The sequence below is a fragment of the Streptomyces griseorubiginosus genome (assembly GCF_001514195.1).
Lineage (GTDB): Bacteria > Actinomycetota > Actinomycetes > Streptomycetales > Streptomycetaceae > Streptomyces > Streptomyces griseorubiginosus.
The window spans coordinates 335,887-357,728 of sequence record NZ_KQ948736.1; the positions used below are offsets into that span (position 1 = coordinate 335,887).

The 21,842-nt window shown below is 71.3% G+C and carries 17 protein-coding genes; 7 read left to right on the top strand and 10 right to left on the bottom strand.

Annotated elements, in window-relative coordinates:
- Positions 1–58: 58 nt before the first annotated feature.
- Positions 59–817 carry an enoyl-CoA hydratase/isomerase family protein gene (locus tag AQJ54_RS14210; protein ID WP_062029229.1) on the top strand — a complete coding sequence of 253 codons (759 nt, stop codon included), beginning with the start codon at positions 59–61 and terminating at the stop codon, positions 815–817.
- Here the strand turns inward: AQJ54_RS14210 and AQJ54_RS14215 are convergent.
- Together AQJ54_RS14215 and AQJ54_RS14220 are read right to left on the bottom strand one after the other, a co-directional pair.
- Positions 804–1,439: a DJ-1/PfpI family protein gene (locus tag AQJ54_RS14215; protein WP_062029227.1), complete on the bottom strand. Its 636-nt coding sequence runs from the start codon at positions 1,437–1,439 to the stop codon at positions 804–806. The two genes, AQJ54_RS14210 and AQJ54_RS14215, sit on opposite strands and share 14 nt — an antisense overlap.
- Before the next feature lie 11 nt (positions 1,440–1,450).
- Complete coding sequence (locus AQJ54_RS14220) at positions 1,451–2,404, bottom strand: GlxA family transcriptional regulator (RefSeq protein WP_062237549.1); 954 nt, start codon at positions 2,402–2,404, stop codon at positions 1,451–1,453.
- Positions 2,405–2,517: 113 nt separating this feature from the next.
- Between AQJ54_RS14220 and AQJ54_RS14225 the strand changes: the two genes are divergently transcribed.
- The 4 genes from AQJ54_RS14225 to AQJ54_RS14235 all read left to right on the top strand — a co-directional run bounded on the left by AQJ54_RS14225 (position 2,518) and on the right by AQJ54_RS14235 (position 6,978).
- Complete coding sequence (locus AQJ54_RS14225) at positions 2,518–3,387, top strand: SCO6745 family protein (protein WP_062237551.1); 870 nt, start codon at positions 2,518–2,520, stop codon at positions 3,385–3,387.
- 350 nt (positions 3,388–3,737) lie between these two features.
- Complete coding sequence (locus AQJ54_RS45630) at positions 3,738–3,869, top strand: LPFR motif small protein (RefSeq protein ID WP_252100555.1); 132 nt, start codon at positions 3,738–3,740, stop codon at positions 3,867–3,869.
- Positions 3,870–3,964: 95 nt separating this feature from the next.
- Complete coding sequence (locus AQJ54_RS14230; protein ID WP_062237553.1) at positions 3,965–6,337, top strand: Tex family protein; 2,373 nt, start codon at positions 3,965–3,967, stop codon at positions 6,335–6,337.
- Positions 6,338–6,411: 74 nt separating this feature from the next.
- A complete protein-coding gene (locus tag AQJ54_RS14235; RefSeq protein ID WP_062237554.1) occupies positions 6,412–6,978 on the top strand; it encodes a putative glycolipid-binding domain-containing protein in 567 nt (188 codons plus the stop codon).
- 21 nt (positions 6,979–6,999) lie between these two features.
- On the opposite strand, the gene abc-f is transcribed toward AQJ54_RS14235, so the two are convergent.
- The 4 genes from abc-f to AQJ54_RS14255 all read right to left on the bottom strand — a co-directional run bounded on the left by abc-f (position 7,000) and on the right by AQJ54_RS14255 (position 13,771).
- Positions 7,000–8,640, bottom strand: a complete 1,641-nt coding sequence (abc-f, locus tag AQJ54_RS14240; RefSeq protein WP_062237556.1) for a ribosomal protection-like ABC-F family protein — start codon at positions 8,638–8,640, stop codon at positions 7,000–7,002.
- Between the two features lie 96 nt (positions 8,641–8,736).
- Entirely contained in the window at positions 8,737–9,759 is a 1,023-nt protein-coding gene (locus tag AQJ54_RS14245; RefSeq protein WP_062029214.1) for a hypothetical protein, read from the bottom strand.
- 213 nt (positions 9,760–9,972) lie between these two features.
- Entirely contained in the window at positions 9,973–11,673 is a 1,701-nt protein-coding gene (locus tag AQJ54_RS14250) for a BCCT family transporter (RefSeq protein WP_062029212.1), read from the bottom strand.
- A gap of 130 nt (positions 11,674–11,803) precedes the next feature.
- Complete coding sequence (locus tag AQJ54_RS14255) at positions 11,804–13,771, bottom strand: Xaa-Pro dipeptidyl-peptidase (RefSeq protein ID WP_062237558.1); 1,968 nt, start codon at positions 13,769–13,771, stop codon at positions 11,804–11,806.
- A 161-nt stretch (positions 13,772–13,932) separates the two neighbouring features.
- Here AQJ54_RS14255 and AQJ54_RS14260 point away from each other — a divergent pair, with 161 nt between their 5' ends.
- Positions 13,933–15,426 carry a M1 family metallopeptidase gene (locus AQJ54_RS14260; RefSeq protein ID WP_062237560.1) on the top strand — a complete coding sequence of 498 codons (1,494 nt, stop codon included), beginning with the start codon at positions 13,933–13,935 and terminating at the stop codon, positions 15,424–15,426.
- Between the two features lie 86 nt (positions 15,427–15,512).
- On the opposite strand, the gene AQJ54_RS47755 is transcribed toward AQJ54_RS14260, so the two are convergent.
- Both AQJ54_RS47755 and AQJ54_RS14265 read right to left on the bottom strand, forming a co-directional pair.
- Positions 15,513–15,854 (bottom strand): macro domain-containing protein, encoded by a 342-nt coding sequence (locus tag AQJ54_RS47755; RefSeq protein WP_107121064.1) that lies wholly within the window; start codon positions 15,852–15,854, stop codon positions 15,513–15,515.
- Positions 15,855–15,893: 39 nt separating this feature from the next.
- The gene (locus AQJ54_RS14265; protein WP_062237562.1) at positions 15,894–17,369 is read right to left on the bottom strand and encodes an amino acid permease; all 1,476 of its coding nucleotides are present in this window, start codon (positions 17,367–17,369) and stop codon (positions 15,894–15,896) included.
- Positions 17,370–17,540: 171 nt separating this feature from the next.
- On the opposite strand from AQJ54_RS14265, the gene AQJ54_RS14270 reads away from it, so the two are divergent.
- A complete protein-coding gene (locus AQJ54_RS14270) occupies positions 17,541–18,284 on the top strand; it encodes a MerR family transcriptional regulator (protein WP_062237564.1) in 744 nt (247 codons plus the stop codon).
- Positions 18,285–18,402: 118 nt separating this feature from the next.
- On the opposite strand, the gene AQJ54_RS14275 is transcribed toward AQJ54_RS14270, so the two are convergent.
- Together AQJ54_RS14275 and AQJ54_RS14280 are read right to left on the bottom strand one after the other, a co-directional pair.
- Positions 18,403–20,580, bottom strand: coding sequence for a 3-hydroxyacyl-CoA dehydrogenase NAD-binding domain-containing protein (locus AQJ54_RS14275; protein ID WP_062237566.1), 2,178 nt, complete (start codon positions 20,578–20,580; stop codon positions 18,403–18,405).
- A 42-nt stretch (positions 20,581–20,622) separates the two neighbouring features.
- Positions 20,623–21,837, bottom strand: coding sequence for an acetyl-CoA C-acetyltransferase (locus AQJ54_RS14280; protein ID WP_062029200.1), 1,215 nt, complete (start codon positions 21,835–21,837; stop codon positions 20,623–20,625).
- Positions 21,838–21,842: the final 5 nt, after the last annotated feature.

Here is a 21,842-nt window from a genome sequence, read left to right on the forward strand (position 1 = left end):
TCGCGCTGCGGCCCCCGGCTTGATCGTACGGTCGGGGGGTACGGCTAGCATCCGAGATATGGAGTACCCGGAGCCGCAGCTGCTGCACACCGTCACCGACGCGGTGGCCACCGTCGTGGTCCGTCATCCGGCCAAGCGCAACGCCATGACGGCCGCGATGTGGCGGGCGCTGCCGCCACTGCTCGACACCCTGGCCGCCGATCCGGGGGTGCGGGCGCTCGTGCTGACCGGGGAGGGCGGGACGTTCTGCGCGGGCGCCGACATCTCCACCCTGCGTGAGGGGCCCGAGGAGGCGCAGGGACTCGCGGTGCGGGCCGAGGAGGCACTGGCGGCCTTTCCCAAGCCGACGCTCGCGGCGATCCGGGGGCACTGCGTGGGCGGCGGGGCACAGTTGGCGGCGGCGTGCGATCTGCGCTTCGCGGAGGAGGGCGCGCTGTTCGGGGTGACACCGGCGAAGCTCGGGATCGTGTACACGGCCTCCTCGACCCGGCGGCTGGTCTCGCTGGTCGGTCCGGCGACGGCCAAGTACCTTTTGTTCTCGGGCGAGTTGATCGACGCGGAGCGGGCGCTGCGCACCGGTCTCGTCGACGAGGTGCTGCCGGAGGGCGAACTCGCCAAGCGTGTCGGGGAGTTCACCCGGATCCTGGCCTCCCGGTCGCAGCTGACCCAGGCCGCGGCGAAGGAGTTCGCGAGCGGGCGCACGGACCGGGACGCGCACTGGGCCGAACAGGCGCGGGGCAGCGGCGACACCGCGGAGGGCGTCGCCGCGTTCCTGGAGCGCAGGGCGCCGCGCTTCACCTGGACTACGTCAGGATGAAGCGGCTCTTGGCGCGGAACTCCTCGACGAGGTGCGCGGGGGCCTTCAGCGGTGAGCCCGCGTCGTAGGGCGGCTGCGGGTCGTACTCGGTCAACAGCTGTACGGCCTGGGCGTGTTCGTCACCGGCGATCCGGCCGAGCAGGGCCAGCCCCATGTCGATCCCGGAGGAGACGCCGGCGGCGGTGACGTACTTGCCGTCGAACACGACCCGCTCCCCGGTGGGCTCGACGCCGAACCGCTCCAGGTACTCCAGGGCCAGCCAGTGGGAGGTCGCCCGGCGGCCTTCGAGCAGCCCGGCGGCGGCCAGCAGGAGGGAGCCGGTGCACACCGAGGTGGTCCAGGTGCTGGTGGCGTCCGCGGTGCGCAGCCAGTCGAGCAGCGCCGTGTTCTCCATCTGCGGGGTCTGTCCGGGGCCGCCCGGCACGATCACGATGTCGGGGCTCGGCACCTCTTCGAGCGTCCTGTCCGCGGTGATGGCGAGGACCCCGGTGTCGGTGCGCACCGGGCCGGTCCGCTCGGCGACGAAGACGGTCTCCGCGTCGGGGAGGCGGCCGAGGGTCTCGTACGGCCCCACGGCGTCCAGGGCGGTGAAGCGGTCGAAGAGGACGACGGCGATCTGCATGGCGAGGCCTTTCACTGGGCCGGGTGGAAGCGGCGGCGGTACTCGGACGGGGCCGTGCCGAGGGCTCTGACGAAGGCGCGGCGCATGCCCTCGGGGGTGCCGTAGCCGCTGGCGCGGGAGATCTCCTCGACGCCGTCGGAGGTGTCCTCCAGCAGGCGGCGGGCGTGTTCGAGCCGGACCCGGTCGACGTAGCGGCCGGGGGTCATGCCGGTCTCGGTCTGGAAGGCGCGGGCGAAGTGGCGGGGCGAGAGGCGGGCCCGGACGGCGAGGCTCTCGACGCTCAGGTCGGCGTCCGGGTGCTCGGTGATCCACTGCTGGACCTCGCGCAACGGTTCGCGCTGCGCGGTCTGCGCGGCGAGCTGGGCGCTGAACTGGGCCTGGTTGCCGGGTCTGCGCAGGAAGACGACGAGGTGGCGGGCGATGGTGAGGGCCGCGTCACGGCCGAGGTCCTCCTCGACCAGGGCGAGGGCGAGGTCGATGCCCGAGGTGACACCGGCGGATGTCGAGACGTGCCCGTCGCGCACGTAGATGGGATCGGGGTCCACCTCCACGGCCGGGTGGTCATGGGCGAGCTTGTCGCAGTACGCCCAGTGGGTGGTGACCCGGCGGCCGTCCAGCAGCCCCGCCTCCGCCAGCCGGATCGCGCCGGTGCACACCGAGACCAGGCGCTCGGCGCGCGGCCCGTGCTCCCGCAGCCAGTCGGCGAGGCGCGCGTCGGGGCGCCGGGTGCCCTGGCCGCCGGGCACGACGAGGGTGTGCGGGGTGTCGGCCCCCGCGAGCGCTTCGTCCGGTACGACGGTCAGGCCGCTGGAGGTGCGCACGGCGGCGCCGTCCAGCGAGGCCGTGCGGATGCGGTAGCTGCCCGGGGTGTGCTGCTCGGCGCCGGCGAAGACCTCCAGGGGGCCGGTGACGTCGAGGCTCTGCACCCCGTCGAAGAGGACGAAGAGAACGGTTCGCTGGGCCATGCCCCTGATTCTTGGGGCGGTCGGTGACGGCTGCAATGACGAGTTCCCCACCTTTCCTGCCATGCACCGCTCCCCCGACGAGTGGATACCAAGCGGTCGGTAACCTGCGGGGCATGACTACTGCCGCCCTGGAACCCCGTGCCGGTCGCCGCTGTCACAACGCGCTCAACTCGCTGCACGCCACGCACTACTTCTCCCCCGACCTGGGAAAGGAGCTGGCCTCGGTCGGCGTCACCCATCCGAGGGCCGTGAACTTCGCGGTGCGGGCCGCCGCGCTGGGACCGGTCGGCGCGGGGGCGGTGACGGCGGCGTTCTACAACTACAAGCACGACCTGGTCGCCGAGCACGTGCCCGCGGTGTGGCGGACCGCCGGGCCGGAGCAGGTCCTGGCCGCACGCGCGCGTGCCGTCGACACGACGCTGCGCCGCCTGCTGGGCGAGGAGGTCCTGGCCTGCGACGAGATGGCCGAGGCCGCGCGGCTCGCGCTGCACGCCGCCGAGGGCTGTTCGCGGGCCGCCCGCCCGCTGTACTCCGCCCACGCCGACCTGCCGGTGCCCGAGGAGCCGCACCTGGCGTTCTGGCACGCGGCGACGCTGCTGCGCGAGCACCGGGGGGACGGGCATCTCGCCGCCCTGATGTCCGCAGAACTCGACGGGCTGGAGGCGCTGGTGACCCACACCGCGACAGGTCGGGGCATGACACCGTCCTGGGTGTTCACCACGCGCGGCTGGAGCCGGGCGGAATGGGACGCGGCCGTCGGGCAGCTCCAGGAGCGCGAGCTCCTCGACGCCGACGGCGAGCTGACGGAACGCGGGGCCGCCCTGCGCGAGGAGATCGAGGCGGAGACGGACCGGCTGGACCTGGCCCCGTACGAGCACCTCGGCGCCGAAGGCGTGCGGCGGCTGACGGAGCTGGCGGGCGGGTTCGCCCGGACGGCGGTGGCCGCGGGCGCGTACCCGGCGGACCTGATCGGCAAGCGCTGAACCTGCGGACTCCCGGGGGGGCTGACGGGCGCCCGGGTCTGCGGGCTTGCGGGCTCCCGGGCATGCGAGCTCCCGGGCTTGGAGGCTTGCAGGCTCCCGAGTTTGCGGGCTCCCGGGCTCCCAAACTCCGGCACTCCCGGACCCCCGCTTCCCGACTTCCCGGCTTCCCGGCATCCCCGGCTTCCCGGCATCCCCGGCTTCCCCGCTTCCCCGCGTCCCCGCTTCCCGGCCTCCCCGGCATCCCCGCATCCCCGCATCCCCGCATCCCCGCGACGAAGATTGCCCGCGCGTCTGTGAGGTACCCGTTCTTCTCCCGGTCGTGGTGGCCGGGAGAGGAAAGGGGAATGCACATGTTCCGCGCGATCGCAGACGTACTGCGCCAGATCGGTGGCGCCATCGCCACCGTCGTGACGCTGCCCTTCCGGGCGCTGGCCCGGCTCTTCGGCGGTGCGTCCGGCTCGACGAGGAGCCGCAGGGCCTGACGACCGCGGCCGGGACGACCGCGCCCTGATCCCCGACTGTCGGTGCCGCCTGCCACAATTGCCGCGCAACCTCAGTGAGAAGGCGGTACGGGATCGTGACGACACCCGGGTCCAGCGGGTCCACCCACCTCGGATCCATCGAAGGCAGGATCGCCGAGGAACTCGGCGTACGGGAGCGGCAGGTCAAGGCGGCCGTGGAACTGCTCGACGGCGGTTCCACGGTTCCCTTCATCGCCCGCTACCGCAAGGAAGCGACCGAGATGCTCGACGACGCGCAGCTGCGCACGCTCGAGGAGCGGCTGCGCTATCTGCGGGAGCTGGAGGAGCGACGGACCGCGATCCTCGACTCGGTGCGCGAGCAGGGCAAGCTCACCGGCGAACTGGAGGCGCAGATCCGGGGCGCGGAGACCAAGGCGCGCCTCGAGGACATCTACCTCCCGTTCAAGCCGAAGCGGCGCACCAAGGCGCAGATCGCGCGCGAGGCCGGGCTCGAACCGCTCGCGGAGGGCCTGCTCGGTGACCCGACGGTCGACCCGCTCGCCGCTGCCGCCGCGTTCGTCGACGCCGACAAGGGCGTCGCCGACCCGCAGGCCGCGCTGGACGGCGCCCGCGCGATCCTCACGGAGCGCTTCTCCGAGGACGCCGACCTGATCGGTGAACTGCGCGAGCGCATGTGGGTGCGCGGGCGCCTGGTCGCGAAGGTGAAGGACGGCAAGGAGGAGGCGGGCGCCAAGTTCGCCGACTACTTCGACTTCTCCGAGCCCTTCAAGGAGCTCCCCTCGCACCGCGTCCTGGCGATGCTGCGCGGCGAGAAGGAGGACATCCTCGACCTCGTCCTGGAGCCCGAGGAGCCCACGGACGGCCCTTCGTCGTACGAGGGGGTCGTCGCCCACCGGTTCGGCATCGCCGACCGTGGCCGTGCCGCTGACAAGTGGCTGAAGGACACCGTCCGTTGGGCCTGGCGGACCCGCATCCTCGTGCACCTCGGCATCGATCTGCGGCTGCGGCTGCGGACGGCCGCCGAGGACGAGGCGGTCGACGTGTTCGCGAAGAACCTCCGCGACCTGCTGCTCGCCGCCCCGGCCGGCACGCGCGCGACGCTCGGCCTCGACCCGGGCTTCCGTACCGGCGTGAAGGTCGCCGTGGTCGACGCCACCGGCAAGGTCGTGGCCACCGACGTCATCCACCCGCACGTCCCGGCCAACCGGTGGGACGAGGCGATCGCCAAGCTGGCCCGGCTGGCCAAGGAGCACGCGGTCGAGCTGATCGCGATCGGCAACGGCACGGCGTCCCGCGAGACCGACAAGCTCGCCGGTGAACTCATCACCAAACACCCGGAGCTGAAGCTCACCAAGGTGATGGTGTCCGAGGCCGGCGCGTCGGTGTACTCGGCCTCCGCGTTCGCCTCGCAGGAGCTGCCGGACATGGACGTGTCGTTGCGCGGCGCGGTCTCCATCGCGCGCCGGCTCCAGGACCCGCTCGCGGAGCTGGTGAAGATCGACCCGAAGTCGATCGGCGTGGGCCAGTACCAGCACGACCTGTCCGAGGTGAAGCTGTCGCGCTCGCTGGACGCGGTCGTGGAGGACTGTGTGAACGGCGTCGGGGTCGACGTCAACACCGCGTCCGCTCCCCTGCTGGCCCGGGTCTCCGGGATCACCTCCGGGCTCGCCGAGAACATCGTGGCGCACCGGGACACCAACGGCCCGTTCACCTCCCGCACCGAGCTGAAGAAGGTGGCCCGGCTGGGCCCCAAGGCGTACGAGCAGTGCGCGGGGTTCCTGCGGATCCGGGGCGGCTCCGACCCGCTGGACTCCTCCAGCGTGCATCCCGAGGCGTATCCGGTGGTGCGCAGGATGGTGAAGACCGCGGGGCAGGAGGTCGCGTCCCTCATCGGGAACACCGGCGTGCTGCGGTCGCTCAGGCCGCAGGATTTCGTGGACGAGACGTTCGGCCTGCCGACCGTGACCGACATCCTCAAGGAGCTGGAGAAGCCGGGGCGTGACCCCCGTCCCGCCTTCAAGACGGCGACCTTCAAGGAGGGCGTCGAGAAGATCTCCGACCTGGTGGCCGGGATGGTGCTGGAGGGCGTCGTGACCAACGTGGCGGCCTTCGGGGCGTTCATCGACGTCGGTGTCCACCAGGACGGCCTGGCGCATGTCTCGGCGCTGTCGAAGACGTTCGTGAAGGATCCCCGGGACGTCGTGAAGCCGGGTGACATCGTCAAGGTGAAGGTGCTGGAGGTCGACATCCCGCGCAAGCGGATCTCGTTGACGCTGCGGCTCGACGACGAGGCGGCGGCGAAGCCCTCCGGTGGGGAGCGCCGTCAGCAGCGGGGCGGGCGGCCGCCCCAGCAGCGGCAGCAGCAACCGCGCCAGCAGCAGCGGTCGGCGCCGGCTCCGGCCAACAGCGCGATGGCCGATGCCCTGCGCCGGGCCGGGATCGTCGATCCGAAGAACGGCCGCCGCTGACCCGACCCGGCATGTGCGGGAGGCTCGCACCGCCTCCCGCACGCCGAGGGTGGCGGACACCTAGGGTGAAGGGCATGGTCACTTCGCGCACCGTCACCTGGGAAGTGTTCGAGAGCCGGGGCTACGAGACCGCCTGGGCGGAGTTCGGCGAGGGCTCACTGCGGGCGCGGGGCAGAGCGGTCGGGGTCGCTCCCGAGCCGTACTGGATCTCGTACGAGCTCGAGACCGGCGATGACTTCGTGACCCGCCGACTGGCGGTCACGGCGGAGACCGGGTCGGGGACCCGCACCCTGGACCTGGCCCACGACGGACACGGCCGGTGGGCCGCCGACGGAGAGCCGCTGCCCGGGCTCGACGGGGCGCTCGACTGCGATCTGGGGCTGTGTCCGCTCACCAACGCCATGCCCGTGCTGCGGCACGGGCTCCATCGGGCGCCCGGGGAACGGGAGTTCCTGATGGCGTGGGTGTCGGTGCCCGAGCTGTCCGTACGGCCCTCGCCGCAGACCTACACCCATCTGGAGCGGACGGGTGCGGGCGGACGGGTGCGGTTCGCCTCCGGCGACTTCCGCAGCGACCTCCTGTTCGACGAGGACGGACTCGTCGTCGACTATCCCTCGCTCGCCCGCCGACTCACGGACTAGCACCCCTGCGCCCGGTCGGCCCTAGCGCTCGGTCACCTTGCCGTCGGCGACCTCCAGGCGGCGGTTCACGCGCACCGCGTCCAGCATGCGGCGGTCGTGGGTGACCAGGAGCAGGGTGCCCTCGTAGGCGTCCAGGGCCGACTCCAGCTGCTCGATCGCCGGCAGGTCGAGGTGGTTCGTCGGCTCGTCCAGGACCAGCAGGTTCACACCGCGGGCCTGCAACAGCGCGAGCGCGGAGCGCGTCCGCTCCCCCGGTGACAGGGTCGCCGCCGAACGCATGACGTGGTCGGACTTCAGGCCGAACTTGGCCAGGAGGGTCCGGACCTCCACGGGCTCGGTGTCGGGGACGGCCGCGCAGAAGGCGTCGAGCAGCGACTCCTCGCCGTGGAACAGCTTGCGGGCCTGGTCGACCTCGCCGATCAGGACGCCGGAGCCGAGGGCGGCCTGGCCGGCGGACAGCGCCGCCCGGCCGAGCAGGGCGGCCAGCAGCGTCGACTTGCCGGCGCCGTTCGCTCCGGTGACCGCCACCCGGTCCGCCCAGTCGATCTGGAGGGTGACCGGGCCGAGCACGAAGTTGCCCTGGCGCACCTCGGCGTCCCGCAGCGTGGCGACCACCGCTCCCGAGCGGGGGGCCGCCGCGATCTCCATGCGCAGTTCCCACTCCTTGCGCGGCTCCTCGACGACATCGAGGCGTTCGATCATGCGCTGGGTCTGGCGGGCCTTCGCGGCCTGCTTCTCGCTGGCCTCGCTGCGGAACTTGCGGCCGATCTTGTCGTTGTCGTTGCTCGCCTTGCGGCGGGCGTTCTTGACGCCCTTGTCCATCCAGGAGCGCTGCATCTGCGCCCGGTCCTGGAGGGCGGCCCGCTTGTCGGCGTACTCCTCGTAGTCGTCCCGGGCATGCCTGCGGGCGACCTCGCGCTCCTCCAGGTAGGCCTCGTAGCCGCCGCCGTAGAGGGTGATCTGCTGCTGGGCCAGGTCGAGTTCGAGGACCTTGGTGACCGTGCGGGTGAGGAACTCGCGGTCGTGGCTGACGACGACCGTGCCGGCCCGCAGGCCCTTCACGAACTTCTCCAGGCGCTCCAGGCCGTCCAGGTCGAGGTCGTTGGTCGGCTCGTCGAGGAGGAAGACGTCGTAGCGGGAGAGCAGGAGGGAGGCGAGGCCGGCGCGGGCCGCCTGGCCGCCCGAGAGCGAGGTCATCGGCTGGTCCAGGTCGACCGCGAGGCCGAGCGAGTCTGCGACCTCCTCGGCGCGTTCGTCGAGGTCGGCGCCGCCCAGGTCGAGCCAGCGCTCCAGGCTGGTGGCGTAGGCGTCGTCCGCGCCCGGGGCTCCGTCGACCAGGGCCTGGGTCGCGTCGTCCATCACCTGCTGGGCCTCGGCGACGCCGGTGCGGCGGGCCAGGAACTCCCGGACGGTCTCGCCCGGGCGGCGCTCCGGCTCCTGCGGGAGGTGACCGACGGTCGCCGTCGGCGGGGAGAGCCTGAGCTCGCCCTCCTCCGGTGCGAGCAGGCCCGCGAGCATCCTGAGCAGCGTGGACTTGCCGGCGCCGTTGGCCCCGACCAGGCCGATGACGTCTCCGGGTGCGACGACGAGGTCGAGCCCGCTGAACAGGGAGCGGTCGCCGTGGCCGGCGGCGAGGTTCTTGGCGACGAGGGTGGCAGTCATCAGACCGCCGATCCTAGTGGCCGTGGGGGACGGCCGGCGCTCGGGATTTCAGCGGGCCCTCTCCTCCGCGAGGCACCGGTCGCCCGCCTCCGCTCCTCACCGGGCCATCGCCTCCACCAGGACGCTTCCCGAGGTCCGTGCCACCACGAAGGACTCTCCCTTGACCGCCTTGGCGTCCAGGGCGATCCGGTGCCGGCCCGCTTCCAGGACGCCGTCGAAGACCTCCTGGGCGTGGGTGCGGTAGAGGCGGTCGAGGCGGTACGCCGTCAGCCGCACCCGGCACGGGGAGGTGACCTCGACGCCCGCCTCGCCGTCGGCGGCGACCAGCCTGATCAGTCGGCGCTGTGCGAGGGGGCTGCGGTCGAGGGCGTGCTCTATCTGGGCCACGAGGAGCGGGACGATCGGGGCCAGGCCGTCGACGTAGGCCACCTCGATGCCCGCGCCGGCGAAGGACCGGCGTACGGCGGCACGTTCCTCCTCGCTGATCGCGCGGCCGAAGGCGACGGCGCCGTAGCCGCGCAGTTCGTCGGCGGGGACCCCGCCCACGCCGTGCGTGATGTCGGCGCCGATGCCGATGGAGCGCAGGGCGGCGGCCAGCTTGGCGAGGACGGCGACGCGGGCGCCGATGAGCAGGACGCGGCGGCGGGCCCGCCGGGTCTCCTCCTGGAGGAGGGAGTCCAGTGCCGCGCGGTACTCGGCGCCCTGGAAGCGGAAGGGGCCGATGCCGTGGTAGCCGTTGAGGCGGAGGTCCACGGTCTCCTCGGTCTGCCAGGCGAAGTCGCGCCAGATGAAGTCGTCACCGTCCCGCTCGATGACGGCGGTGACGGCCCCGCAGGCCAGGTCCTCGCACTCGGGACAGCCGTAGATGACGTGACGGCCGCCCGGCAGCGGGGCGTCCGTCTCGCCCAGGAGGCTGCGGACCTGTGCGGTGAAGATGGCGGGCGGCACGTCGGAGGCGAGGGGGGAGACGGCGTCGAGGTCGGAGAGCTGGAAGAGGAGCGGGCGGCTGTCGACGATGAAGTCCACGAAGTCGCGGTGCAGTTGGAAGTCACCGTTGGCGAGGACTCCACCGGCACGCATCGCCGGTGCCAGGCCGAAGGTCGCGTAGGCGGCAGACATGGTGTGAGTATTCCCGGCTTTGGGCAGGTCTGCGCACGGCATGGGGCATTCCGCTACGGCCGGGCCGCCGGGGTCGCCCGACGAGGAGGAGTTGGGAGCCCGGCCAGGCGTGGGCGGCGTACGCGTGGTCGAAGGGGGACCGGCGGGAGGGGGGCCTGACATCGGTGCGCGGAGGAGGCGGTCGTGCCCGCCCCCTCCGCGCGCCGGCCGTTCTCAGGCGTGGTCGTGGCCCAGCGGGTCGCCCTCCGTCTCGGTGCCGGGGCCCGGGCCGATCTGGATCCCGAAGTCGCCGTCGTACTTGCGGTGGCCCTCGATCACGGCGAGTTCGACGGCCTCGGAGCCCATCTCGCCGCGCACGATGACCGGGTCCCGGCGCAGGTCGCGCATGAGGGCGACACACATGCCGATCATGACGAGGACGAAGGGCGCGGCGGCCAGGATGGTGAGGTTCTGGAGGCCGGTGAGCGCGTCGCCCTGGCCGCTGCCGACGAGCAGCATGATCGCGGCGACCGCTCCGGTGACCACGCCCCAGAACACCACGACGAAACGGCCGGGTTCGAGGGCGCCCTTCTGGGAGAGCGTGCCCATCACGATGGACGCGGCGTCGGCGCCCGACACGAAGAAGATGCCGACCAGGATCATCACGAGCAGGCTGGTGACGGTGGCCATGGGGAACTCCTGGAGCACCGCGAAGAGTTGGCCCTCGGGGGTGTCCTCGCCGCCGAGCGCGCCGCCCTCCTTCAGCTTCATGGCCGTGCCGCCGAAGATCGCGAACCAGACCAGGCTGACCGTGCTGGGCACCAGGATGACCCCGCCGACGAACTGGCGGACGGTGCGGCCTCGGCTGATGCGGGCGATGAACATGCCCACGAAGGGCGTCCAGGAGATCCACCAGGCCCAGTAGAAGACGGTCCAGCTGCCGAGCCAGTCCGCGACGCCCTTGCCGCCGCTGGCCTCGGTGCGGCCGGCCAGCTGGGGCAGGTCGCCGAGGTAGGAGAAGATCGAGGTGGGCAGCAGGTCGAGGACGATGATCGTGGGCCCCGCGACGAACACGAAGACCGCGAGGACCAGGGCCAGCACCATGTTGGTGTTGGACAGCCACTGGATGCCCCGCTCGATGCCGGAGACCGCTGAGAGCACGAAGGCCAGGGTCAGTACGGCGATGATGGCGACGAGCAGTCCGGTGCTGACGTGGTTCATCCAGTCCAGCTCCTGGAAGCCGGAGCCGATCTGGAGGGCGCCGAGACCGAGGGAGGCGGCGGAGCCGAAGACGGTGGCGATGATCGCGAGGATGTCGATCACCCGGCCGGCGGCGCCGTTGGCGTGCCGCTCCCCGATGAGGGGGGTGAAGACGGCGCTGATGGTCTGGCGCCTGCGCTTGCGGAAGGTGCTGTAGGCGATGGCGAGGCCGACCACCGCGTAGATCGCCCACGGGTGCAGGGTCCAGTGGAAGAGGGTCGTCGCCATCGCCGTCTCCATGCGTTCACCGGAGTTGGCTGGATCGGTGCCCGGCGGCGGGGTCGTGTAGTGGGAGAGCGGCTCGCTGACGCCGTAGAACATCAGGCCGATGCCCATGCCGGCGCTGAACATCATGGCGACCCAGGAGACGGTTCTGAACTCGGGTTCCTCGCCCTCGGCGCCCAGGTGGATGCGGCCGTAACGGCTCATCGCGAGCCACAGGGCGAACACCACGAAGCACGAGGCGGCCAGCATGAAGGCCCAGCCGCCGTTGTGGATCAGCCCGTCGAGCAGCGTGGTGGAGACGTCCTCCAGGGAGTCCGTCGCCGCCCAGCCCCAGATCACGAAGGCCAGGGTGATGACGGCGGTGACTCCGAACACCACCCGGTCGGTCCGGTGGCCGAGAACGCCCATGGGGCCTTCCCGGCCACCTCTCTTCTTCAGGTCTTCAGTCATCTGCGGCACCTTCCCCTGGGGCGGTGGGTACGCCGGTTTTCACACAGTTCCCCAGGACCTACCACAGATGCCGCAGATCAGCGCCGATTCACCGGCCGGTGTCCGGCTCCGTCACCGGTTGCTCGCCGGCTCATCCACCCTCCGGGACACGGTGGGCGGTGCGCGGCGCCCGGACACCGTCGAGCGCCCCGGCCTCCTGCGGTACGGCGGTCCGGGCGCCCTTCGTGGCGTGCGCGAAGGCGGCGGCGCCGCCGACCAAGGGGACCCGGGCCGAGGTACGGGCCAGGTCGATCGTCAGGGTGGGCCGGGTGGGCGGCGGGTCGATGAGGTCCTTGTCGGTGCCCGCGACGATCAGGGCGAGACGGTGGCCCGCGGGCACGACGTGGTCCGTGGCGCCCAGGTCGAGGGTGATGGTGTAGGCCTTGCCCGGGGTGAGCGGGACGCCCTTCCCGGCATCCGCGTAGGTGCCGAGGTCGGCCCAGCCGCGGCTGACCACCGTGTAGTCGACGGCGGTCGTCTTCGCCCGGGTCTCCTTGAAGCAGGCGCTGTCACCGGTGGTGCTCAGTCCCCAGCAGGTGCGGTCGGCCAGGGTGCTGATGCCTTCCCCGCTCGCCGCGTAGTCACGGATGGTGTCGGGACCCAGGTCCACGAGGACGGCGGACAGGTGGGCCGTGGAGGTGGTGGGTGTCGCGGTGACGGTCACCTTCGAGGCGCCCGACAGGCGGAGGTCCCCGGTGAGGGTGCCGGTGGTGAAGCCCGCCTTGTCGGGGGTCGAGGTGTCGATCCGGGCGGCCCAGTCGGTCTCGCTCAGTGCGGGGTCGTCGGTGAAGGTCTCGGTGCCCCTGGCCCTGCTCAGGCCGAGGGTGCCGACGCCCGGCCGGGTGCCCTGCGCGGGGCGCAGAGTGGTGGCCGAAGTGCCGCGCGGGGGCCAGGACTTGGAGGTGACCCACTGGTCGGGGTGGCGTTCGATGTCGGCCATGGGCTCGCGGTCGATGCCGTTGTCGTAGCCGAGGAGTTCGTGGTCGAACCAGCGGTGCAGGGTGTCGACCCACTGCGCGCGTCGGAAGTCGAAGGGGTCGACGTGGCCGGTCTGGGAGAGCCAGATCTTGCGCTGGACGCCGTTCTTCGCGAGGGCGTCCCACCACGGACCGACGTGCTGGAGACGGACGTTGAGGTCCTGCATGCCGTGCACCAGGAAGACGCTGGCCTTGACCTTGCGCGCGTCCTTGACGTAGTCGCGCTCGGTCCACAGCGGGGTCCGGTCACCGGTGCGGGGTGCCTGGTCGACGAGCTTCTGCTGGACGGCGGCGCACTTGGCGCGGGCGTCGGGGCTGTCGACGTAGTCCGAGAGCCAGTCGGGCCCGGAGTCGTAGAGCGGGGCGCCCTGGGCGAAGTAGTAGTCGTACCAGGTGGAGATGGCGCTGATCGGGACGATGGTCTTCAGGCCCTTCACGCCGGTGGCGGCGACGCCGTTGGCGATGGTGCCGTCCCAGCTCTTGCCGATCATGCCGGTTTTGCCGTTGGTCCAGTCGGCCTTGGTCTTCTGGGTTCCGGTGCGGGTCGTGTAGGCGGTGGCCCGGCCGTTCAGCCAGTCGACGACGGCCTTCGCGGACTGGATGTCGGAGCGGCCGCCGACGTCCACACAGCCGTCGGAGCGGTTGGTTCCGGCCAGGTCGACGCCGACGAAGGCGTAGCCGCGGGGCACGAAGTAGTTGTCGTAGAACAACGGCATCTGGACGACACGGCCGTTGGCGTCGTACGTCTTCAGCTGACTCTCGTTGCCGCGACCGCAGCAGGAGTAGTACGGGCTGGCGTCCATGATGACCGGGACCTTGCGGCCCCTCTGGGCGGGTTCGCGGGGCCGCACGATGTCGACGGCGACGCGGTCGGACTTCCCGTCCCCGTCGCCGTCGAGCCGGGTGTCCACCCAGACGGCCTCGCGGACCGCGTGCTCGTAGGAGTAGACGGGTTGGCTCTCGCGCGGCGCTGTCTGCGCCTGTGCGGTCGCGGGTGCGAGGAAGGTCGCCAGCAGGGCGGCGGTGGCCGCGAGGGCGGTCGCGAGCGGTCTCCAGATCGTGAAGCGCGTGCTTGTCGGCATGCGCGGACGTTACTGCGGTCAACTCCCGGGCAAAAGAGGGCCCCTTGAGACCATGTCGGCCGAATGGCGATCGTGTGACAGGGGTGGTCGTGGACACATCCAGCTCACAGGTGGTGAATAGGCTGCGAACCGACTTGGTCCCCCCACGACTTGGAGTTCTCGTGCACCGCAGACTCATCGCACCGGGCGCCCTCGCGGCGGCCTCCCTGATGCTGGCGGTCCCGGCGTCGGCGGCGAGCTTCTCCCCCGGCGCGCCGGGCATCGGCGACCCCTACTACCCGGACTACGGCAACGGCGGCTACGACGTCTCGCACTACGACCTGCGGCTCAAGTACCAGCCGTCGACGGACGAGTTGGAGGGTACGGCGACCCTCCTCGCGCGTACGACGCAGGATCTGTCCCGCTTCGACCTGGACTTCCTGCTCGATGTGAGCGAGGTGCGGGTCAACGGCACGAAGGCGTCCTTCACCACGTCGGGCGAGCATGAGCTGGAGATCACGCCCAAGTCGCCGCTGGCCAAGGGGACCGCGATCACGGTCGTGGTGCGCTACAGCGGAGTTCCGTCGTCGAAGCAGGCGTACGGCTTCACCAGCTGGCACCGCACTCCGGACGGCGGGGTCGGGGCGAACGAGCCCGAGGCCGCGTGGTGGTGGTTCCCCAGCAATGATCACCCGCTCGACAAGGCCACCTACGACGTGTCGGTGCTGGTCCCGGACGGCAGCCAGGCCATCTCCAACGGCACCCTCCAGTCGACGAGTTCACGCCTGGGCTGGACCCGCTGGAACTGGCGCTCCGACAAGCCGCAGGCCACGTATCTGGCGACGCTGGCCGTCGGCCGGTTCGACCTCACCACCGGCACGACCGACGGCGGGATCCCGGTCGTCAACGCCTACAGCAAGGACCTGGGGGCCAACTACGGTGCCGCGCGGGCCAGCGTCGAGCGGACCGGGGAGATCGCCGACTGGCTGAGCTCGTACTTCGGACCGTATCCCTTCGACGCGCTCGGCGGGTACGTGCCGAACACGAACACCGGGTACGCGCTGGAGACCCAGACCCGGCCCTTCTACAGCCCGCGCCAGTTCGCGAACGGCTCCAACACCTCGGTGGTCGTGCACGAGCTGGCCCACCAGTGGTACGGCGACCTGGTGTCGGTGAGCGGCTGGAAGGACATCTGGATCAACGAGGGCTTCGCGCGGTACGCGCAGTGGCTGTGGTCCGAGCACGAGGACGAGGGCACGGCACGGGAACTCGCCGACTACGTGTACGCCTCGCACCCGGCCGACGACGCGTTCTGGACGGTGCGGCCGGGTGATCCGGGGCCGGAGAACCAGTTCGACATCGCGGTCTACGACCGGGGGGCGCTGGCCATCCAGGCGCTGCGGAACGAGATCGGTGACGAGGCGTTCTTCGCGGTGCTGAAGGGGTGGCCGCAGCGGCACGCCTACGGCAACGCCTCGGTGGCCGACTTCCAGAAGTACGCCGAGGAGGTGTCGGGTCAGCCGCTGGCCGCGCTGTTCGACACATGGCTGTTCCAGCCGTCGAAGCCGGGGGCGCCGGCGGCGCGGGGCGCGTCGATCGCGGGAGCTGCGGCAACCGCGATTCAGCCGAAGTCGTGGACGAAGATCGCAGCGACGAACGACGTGCACACGGACTGAGCGCGGACCGGGTGGGCGGCCCTGTCCTTCGACGCGCGTCGAGGCGGGGGCCGCCCTCCACCGGCTCCCGGACTTGGACAGCCGGTTCAAGAAGGGGTGCGGGTGGCGGCAGAGTCCTGACCGAAGTCGTAGACGGTGACCGCGATACTGCGCTCGACCAGCCGGGCCATGATCAGCGGCTCGACACTGGACCATTTTCCGCTGCGCGGCAGGGCAACTCTCGCCGTACCCCCGCGGTATGTGTTCGGCCGCAGGCCGGCTGTGGCTGGTCGCGCAGTTCCCCGCGCCCCTTCAGGGCGTGTCACGTGCCCCGGGTCCGTGCTGCCCCCGCCTCGGCCCCCGATGTCGTTATACACGTGCGCGATCAGCTTGGTGCCCTTCACGGACGGGGCCGTGGCGTCGCCCTTGGTGTAAGTGATCTCCCCCATGACGCCACGGTAGGGGACGGCACTGACAGTGGCCCCCCGTCAGGCCGTGTGGTCGGTCGGGGCGGGTGGGGTCGGGGAGTGGACCCTGTGGCGGACTGCGAACCAGCCGGCGATCAGGAGGGCGGCGATCAGGGGGATGAGGAGGAGGGTCTTGCGGCCGACCTCGGGGTCGTTCCACATCATGCCCAGGCAGGCCAGGAGGAAGGCGATCGTGCTGATCTCGGTGACCGGGCTGAAGGGGAGGCGGAACGCGGGGCGGGTCAGGTGGCCCGCGCGAGCGCGGCGGACGAAGACCAGGTGGCAGACCATGATGATCACCCACGTGCTGATGACACCGAGCGAGGCGATGTTCAGCACGATCTCGAAGGCCTGGCTCGGCACGAGGTAGTTGAGGCCGACGCCGAGCACGCAGACCGCGCAGGTGAGCAGGATCCCGCCGTACGGCACCTGGCTGCGGTTCATCCTCGCCGTGAACCTCGGTGCGGAGCCCGCCGTCGCCATGGAGCGCAGGATGCGGCCCGTGGAGTAGAGGCCGGAGTTCAGGGAGGACATGGCCGCCGTGAGGACGACCAGGTTCATCACGTCGCCCGCCGCCGGGACGCCGATCTTCGAGAGGACGGTGACAAACGGGCTCTCGTCGGCCGAGTAGAGCGAACCCGGCAGCAGCAGGGCCAGGAGGACGACCGAGCCCACGTAGAACAGACCCACCCGCCACATGATCGAGTTCACCGCGCGCGGCACGACCTTCTCCGGCTGCGCCGTCTCGCCCGCCGTGACACCCACCAGCTCCAGCGCGGCGTACGCGAAGATCACGCCCTGCATGACGAGGACGACCGGCATCAGGCCGTGCGGGAAGACACCCCCGCCGTCGGTGATCACGCTCGCTCCGGGCGTCCTGCCGCCCACCTCGTGCTGGGTGGCGAGCAGGAAGATGCCGATCAGCATGAAGCCGACGAGCGTGGCCACCTTGATGATCGAGAACCAGAACTCCATCTCGCCGAAGATCTTCACCGAGATCAGGTTCACGGCCAGCACCACCGCGAGGGCGACGAGCGCGAGCGTCCACTGCGGGATGTCGGTGAACATGCTCCAGTAGTGCGTGTAGAGCGCGATCGCCGTGATGTCCGCGATACCGGTCGTCGACCAGTTGAGGAAGTACATCCAGCCGGCGACGTACGCGCCCTTCTCGCCGAGGAACTCGCGCGCGTACGACACGAAGGAGCCCGATGAGGGGCGGTAGAGGACGAGTTCGCCGAGGGCGCGGACCACGAAGAAGGCGAAGATCCCGCAGACCAGGTAGGCCAGCGCGAGTCCCGGCCCCGCGGTGTGCAGACGCCCGCCTGCGCCCAGGAAGAGGCCGGTGCCGATCGCGCCGCCGATGGCGATCATGTTGACGTGGCGGGCCTTGAGATCCTTGCTGTAGCCGGCGTCGCCCGCGTCGGCGTGCACCCGCGCGGCGGGGGTGCGGGCGGTACGGGCAGGGGCCTGGGCCGGTTGCGCGGCGTCCTTGCTCACAGGTGGTTCCACTCTCTGGTGCGCCCCGGCGGGTCTCGCTCGGGGGTCCGGACGTGCGTCGGCCCCTGCCTCCTGGCGCGGGGCACGGACCGACGGATCACCTGCCCGGGAACCCCTCGCCCAACCGGTGGCGGATGTCACAGCAGTGGTGAGACAGCGATACTGCTGCACATGACGACCGACACCTCCCCCGACGCCGGGAACGACGCCCGGAACGACGCCGAGCCGGCCCTCACCGTCGACGAGCTGGCCGCGCGAGCGGGGGTGACGGTCCGCAGGGTCCGCTTCTACAGCACACGGGGGCTGCTCCCCCCGCCGGTGATCGGCCCCCGCCGGGTCGGCCACTACGGCCGCGAGCACCTCGCGCGTCTGGCCCTGATCGAGGAGCTCCAGCACCAGGGCATGACGCTGGCGGCGATCGAGCGGTACATGCAGCAGCTGCCGGCCGGTCTGAGCGCCCACGACCTGGCGATCCACCGGGCCGTGGTGGCCTCCTGGGCCCCCGACCTGGTGGAGCCGGTGACCCGGGAGGAACTCCAGCGGCGGGCCGGGCGGGCGCTCGACGACGACGACGTGGAACGGCTCGCCGCGATGGGTGTCGTACGGCGGGACGACGACACCTGGCTGGTCGACCTGGGCCTGCTCCGGCTGGGCGTCGGGCTGCTCGACGTGCCGCTGTCGCAGGAGGCGATCCTGGCCTCGCGGAAGGTGCTCATCGAGCACTCCAGGGCCGCCGCGCACGAGTTGTCCGAGCTGTTCCGCGGCGAGGTGGCGCGGCGCGACCCACGGGACGTGAAGTCGCTGTCCGCGCACATGGAACCCCTGGTCGTCCAGGCCCTGTTGACGACCTTTCAGCGGTCCCTCAAGGAGGAACTACGGGAGTGGACGGCGCAGATGGACCGCGGGACGGGGTGACCGGACGGGATCGCGGCGCGCTCGCCGGGGCCCACCGAGGGGCGCAGGGCTGTATCGATGTGCGGCTCCGCCGCGTGGGCGCGACCAGCCCCCACGCGCCCGCACTCACCCCCGCACCTCAGGCGTCCCCGAACCGCTCCCCCTTCTCCGCCTTCTCCACCAGCAGCGCCGGCGGCGTGAAGCGGTCCCCGTACCGGTCGGCCAGTTCACGCGCGCGTGCCACGAAGCCCGGCAGCCCACCCTCGTAGCCGTTGATGTACTGGAGGACGCCGCCGGTCCAGCCGGGGAAGCCGATGCCGAAGATCGAGCCGATGTTGGCGTCGGCGACCGAGGTCAGGACGCCTTCCTCCAGGAGCTTGACGGTGTCGAGGGCCTCGGAGAAGAGCATGCGTTCCTGCATGTCCCGGAAGGGGATCTCCGCGCCGGGGCGGGTGAAGTGCTCGCGCAGGCCCGGCCAGAGGGCGACGCGCTTGCCGTCGTCGCCGTAGTCGTAGAAACCGCCGCCCCCGCTGCGACCCGTGCGGCCGAACTCGTCGACCATGCGGTCGATGACCGCCTCCGCGGGGTGGGGCGTCCAGGTGCCGCCCGCCTCCTCCACCGCCTGCCTGGTCTCCTTGCGGATCTTGCGCGGGAGGGTCAGCGTCAGCTCGTCCATCAGGGAGAGCACCTTCGCAGGGTAGCCCGCCTGCGCCGCCGCCTGTTCGATGGACGCGGGCTCGATGCCCTCGCCGACCATCGCGACGCCCTCGTTGAGGAAGTGGCCGATCACGCGGGAGGTGAAGAAGCCGCGCGAGTCGTTCACGACGATCGGCGTCTTCCTGATCTGCCGGACCAGGTCGAAGGCACGGGCCAGCGCCTCCTCGCCCGTCCGCTCGCCCTTGATGATCTCGACCAGGGGCATCTTGTCGACCGGTGAGAAGAAGTGCAGGCCGATGAAGTCGCCCTGGCGCTCGACGCCTTCGGCGAGGGCGGTGATGGGGAGCGTGGAGGTGTTGGAGCACAGCAGCGCGTCCGGTTCGACGATGTGCTGGATCTCCTGGAACACCTTGTGCTTGAGCGCCGAGTCCTCGAAGACGGCCTCGATGACCGCGTCGCAGCCGGCCAGGTCCTGGGGGTCGGCCGTCGGGGTGATGCGGGCCAGGAGCGCCTCGGCCTTCTCCTGGGTCGTACGGCCGCGGGAGACCGCCTTGGCGCAGAGCTTCTCCGAGTAGGCCTTGCCCTTGGCCGCCGCCCGCGGGGTCACGTCCTTCAGGACGACCTGGATGCCCGCGCGGGCGCACGAGTAGGCGATGCCCGCACCCATCATGCCCGCGCCGAGCACGGCCACCTTGCGGACCTGGCGGGGCTCGACCCCCTTCGGGCGGTTGGCGCCGGAGTTCACCGCCTGGAGGTCGAAGAAGAACGCCTGGATCATGTTCTTGGACGTCTGGCCCGCCGCCAGCTCGACGAAGTAGCGCGCCTCGATGACCTGCGCGGTCTCGAAGTCGACCTGGGCGCCTTCGACGGCGGCCGCGAGGATGTTGCGCGGGGCCGGGTAGGGGGCGCCGTTGGTCTGCTTGCGCAGGCTCGCCGGGAAGGCGGGCAGGTTCGCCGCGAACTTCGGGTTGGCGGGGGTGCCGCCGGGGATGCGGTAGCCGGGCCTGTCCCAGGGCTGCTGGGACTCGGGGTTGGCCTCAATGAAGGCGCGGGCCTTGGCGAGGAGTTCGTCCTGGGTGCTCGCGACGTCGTCGACGAGGCCGTTCTGGAGGGCTCGCCGCGGGGCGTACTGGGTGCCCTGGAGGAGGACCTTCAGCAGGGCGTCGGCGATGCCCAGCAGGCGGACCGTACGGACGACTCCGCCGCCGCCGGGGAGCAGGCCGAGGGTGACCTCTGGGCAGCCGATCTTGGAGCCGGGGGCGTCGAGGGCGATGCGGTGGTGGCAGGCGAGCGCGATCTCGTAACCGCCGCCCAGGGCCGCGCCGTTGATCGCGGCGACGACCGGCTTGCCGAGGGTCTCGATGCGGCGCAGGTTGCGCTTGATCGCCATGCCGCCGTCGAAGAGCTCCTGTGCGGTCTCCGGGGTGACGCGGATCAGGTCGCGCAGGTCGCCGCCGGCGAAGAAGGTCTTCTTGGCGGAGGTGATGATGATCCCGCGGATGGTGTCCTTCTCGGCCTCCAGGCGGTCGGTGATCACCGCGAGGGAGTCGCGGAACGCCTGGTTCATGGTGTTGGCGGACTGGTTCGGGTCGTCGATGACGAGGGTGACGACGCCGGTGCGGTCCTGTTCCCAGCGGATGGTCGTGGACTGAGTGCTCATGTGGAAGTGCTCCGTGTGATCCGTCGTATCCGTGGGAGGGGGTCAGATGCGTTCGACGACCGTCGCGATGCCCATGCCGCCGCCGACGCAGAGGGTGGCGAGGCCGTATCGCTTGTCCTGGCGCTCCAGTTCGTCGATGAGGCTGCCCAGGATCATCGCGCCGGTCGCGCCGAGCGGGTGGCCGAGGGCGATCGCGCCGCCGTTGACGTTGACCTTGTCCAGCGAGAGGCCCATGTCCTTGACGAAGCGCAGGACGACCGCCGCGAAGGCCTCGTTGATCTCGACCAGGTCGATGTCGTCGATGGTCAGGCCGGCCTTGGCGAGGGCCTTGCGGGTGGCGGGCGCGGGGCCCGTCAGCATGATGGTGGGTTCGGAGCCGGAGACGGCCGCGGAGACGATCCGCGCGCGGGGGCGCAGGCCGTAGCGCTCGCCGACCTCCTGGGAGCCGATCGCGACGAGCGAGGCGCCGTCCACGATGCCGGAGGAGTTGCCCGCGTGGTGGACGTGGTCGATCTTCTCGACCCAGTGGTACTTCTGGAGGGCCACGGCGTCGAAGCCGCCCAGGTCGCCGATGTCCGCGAAGGACGGCTTGAGGCCCGCCAGGGAGTCGGCGGTGGTGCCGGGGCGCAGGTGCTCGTCGTGGTCGAGGACGGTCAGGCCCGCGCGGTCCTTCACCGGGACTACGGACCGGTCGAAGCGGCCCTCCTTCCAGGCGGTGGCGGCCCGCTCCTGCGAGAGGGCCGCGTACTCGTCCACGTCGCGCCGGGAGAATCCCTCGATGGTGGCGATGAGGTCGGCGCCGATGCCCTGTGGCACGAAGTTGACGGCGAGGTTGGTCATCGGGTCGTTGAACCAGGCGCCGCCGTCGGAGGCCATCGGCACCCGGGACATGGACTCGACGCCGCCCGCGAGGACCAGGTCCTCCCAGCCCGAACGCACCTTGGCGGCGGCCATGTTGACGGCTTCGAGGCCGGACGCACAGAAGCGGTTCTCCTGCACGCCGGCGACCGTGTCGGGCAGCCCGGCGGCGATCGCGGCGATCCTGGCGATGTCGGACCCCTGGTCGCCGACCGGCCCGACGACGCCGAGCACGATGTCGTCGACGGCGGCCGGGTCCAGGCCGGGGAAGCGGGCGCGGATCTCGTGGATGAGCCCGACGACCAGGTCGATGGGCTTGGTGCCGTGCAGGGCGCCGTTCGCCTTGCCGCGGCCGCGCGGGGTGCGGATCGCGTCGTACACGTACGCTTCGGTGCTCACGAGGA

What these genes read in the sequence shown, in the direction of transcription:
- AQJ54_RS14210 (WP_062029229.1), top strand. Translation starts at nt 59, where the DNA reads ATGGAGTACCCGGAGCCGCAGCTGCTGCACACCGTCACCGACGCGGTG.
- AQJ54_RS14215 (WP_062029227.1), bottom strand. Translation starts at nt 1,439, where the DNA reads ATGCAGATCGCCGTCGTCCTCTTCGACCGCTTCACCGCCCTGGACGCC.
- AQJ54_RS14220 (WP_062237549.1), bottom strand. Translation starts at nt 2,404, where the DNA reads ATGGCCCAGCGAACCGTTCTCTTCGTCCTCTTCGACGGGGTGCAGAGC.
- AQJ54_RS14225 (WP_062237551.1), top strand. Translation starts at nt 2,518, where the DNA reads ATGACTACTGCCGCCCTGGAACCCCGTGCCGGTCGCCGCTGTCACAAC.
- AQJ54_RS45630 (WP_252100555.1), top strand. Translation starts at nt 3,738, where the DNA reads ATGTTCCGCGCGATCGCAGACGTACTGCGCCAGATCGGTGGCGCCATC.
- AQJ54_RS14235 (WP_062237554.1), top strand. Translation starts at nt 6,412, where the DNA reads ATGGTCACTTCGCGCACCGTCACCTGGGAAGTGTTCGAGAGCCGGGGC.
- abc-f (WP_062237556.1), bottom strand. Translation starts at nt 8,640, where the DNA reads ATGACTGCCACCCTCGTCGCCAAGAACCTCGCCGCCGGCCACGGCGAC.
- AQJ54_RS14245 (WP_062029214.1), bottom strand. Translation starts at nt 9,759, where the DNA reads ATGTCTGCCGCCTACGCGACCTTCGGCCTGGCACCGGCGATGCGTGCC.
- AQJ54_RS14250 (WP_062029212.1), bottom strand. Translation starts at nt 11,673, where the DNA reads ATGACTGAAGACCTGAAGAAGAGAGGTGGCCGGGAAGGCCCCATGGGC.
- AQJ54_RS14255 (WP_062237558.1), bottom strand. Translation starts at nt 13,771, where the DNA reads ATGCCGACAAGCACGCGCTTCACGATCTGGAGACCGCTCGCGACCGCC.
- AQJ54_RS47755 (WP_107121064.1), bottom strand. Translation starts at nt 15,854, where the DNA reads ATGGGGGAGATCACTTACACCAAGGGCGACGCCACGGCCCCGTCCGTG.
- AQJ54_RS14270 (WP_062237564.1), top strand. Translation starts at nt 17,541, where the DNA reads ATGACGACCGACACCTCCCCCGACGCCGGGAACGACGCCCGGAACGAC.
- AQJ54_RS14275 (WP_062237566.1), bottom strand. Translation starts at nt 20,580, where the DNA reads ATGAGCACTCAGTCCACGACCATCCGCTGGGAACAGGACCGCACCGGC.